Source organism: Collinsella sp. AM38-1BH (genome assembly GCF_003467545.1).
In the GTDB taxonomy this organism is placed as follows: Bacteria; Actinomycetota; Coriobacteriia; order Coriobacteriales; family Coriobacteriaceae; genus Collinsella.
Genome location: NZ_QSHC01000040.1, coordinates 1 through 563, shown reverse-complemented (window position 1 = coordinate 563; position 563 = coordinate 1). Strand labels below are relative to the sequence as shown.

Below are 563 nucleotides of genomic sequence, written 5' to 3'. Positions count from 1 at the left end.
GATATGTCCCCGCAGCACCCGGTCCCCGGGGTCGCACCCGCGTACCTTGAGAGCCGCATAGCGATAGGAGAGAGATGGAAGATCCAATTCTTCCAGACTCGATTCTTTTCTGCGATTAAATCAAGAATGATAGCAATCATTCATCCGATCCAAACAAGAAGAATTCACTTATATATGAGTGAGGAGCATCTGATCGCGAGCACAGTCAACTACTGTGCCGCGGTATGAGATACCCGAATTGCGACATACGAGCGCTATTCATGATATCGATTAATTTAACTTAATTAGCGACACGTGGATATCCCGCGGGCCCGATGCGGTCCCGCAAGATACCACGGGCGCACGGCGGATGCCTTGGCACAGGGAGCCGATGAAGGACGCGGCAAGCTGCGATAATCCCCGGCGAGGAGCACACATCCTTCGACCCGGGGGTCTCCGAATGGGCGAACCCATCCACAGCAGTGTGGATATCCCCACCCCGAACACATAGGGGCGGGGAGGACGACCCGGGGAACTGAAACATCTAAGTACCCGGAGGAGAGGAAATCAATCTCGAGACTCCC

1 rRNA gene is annotated in these 563 nt (G+C 54.5%); it reads left to right on the top strand.

Annotation, left to right across the window (positions count from 1 at the left end):
- Positions 1-322: 322 nt before the first annotated feature.
- A 23S ribosomal RNA gene (locus DW870_RS09240) occupies positions 323-563 on the top strand; the annotation flags it as partial.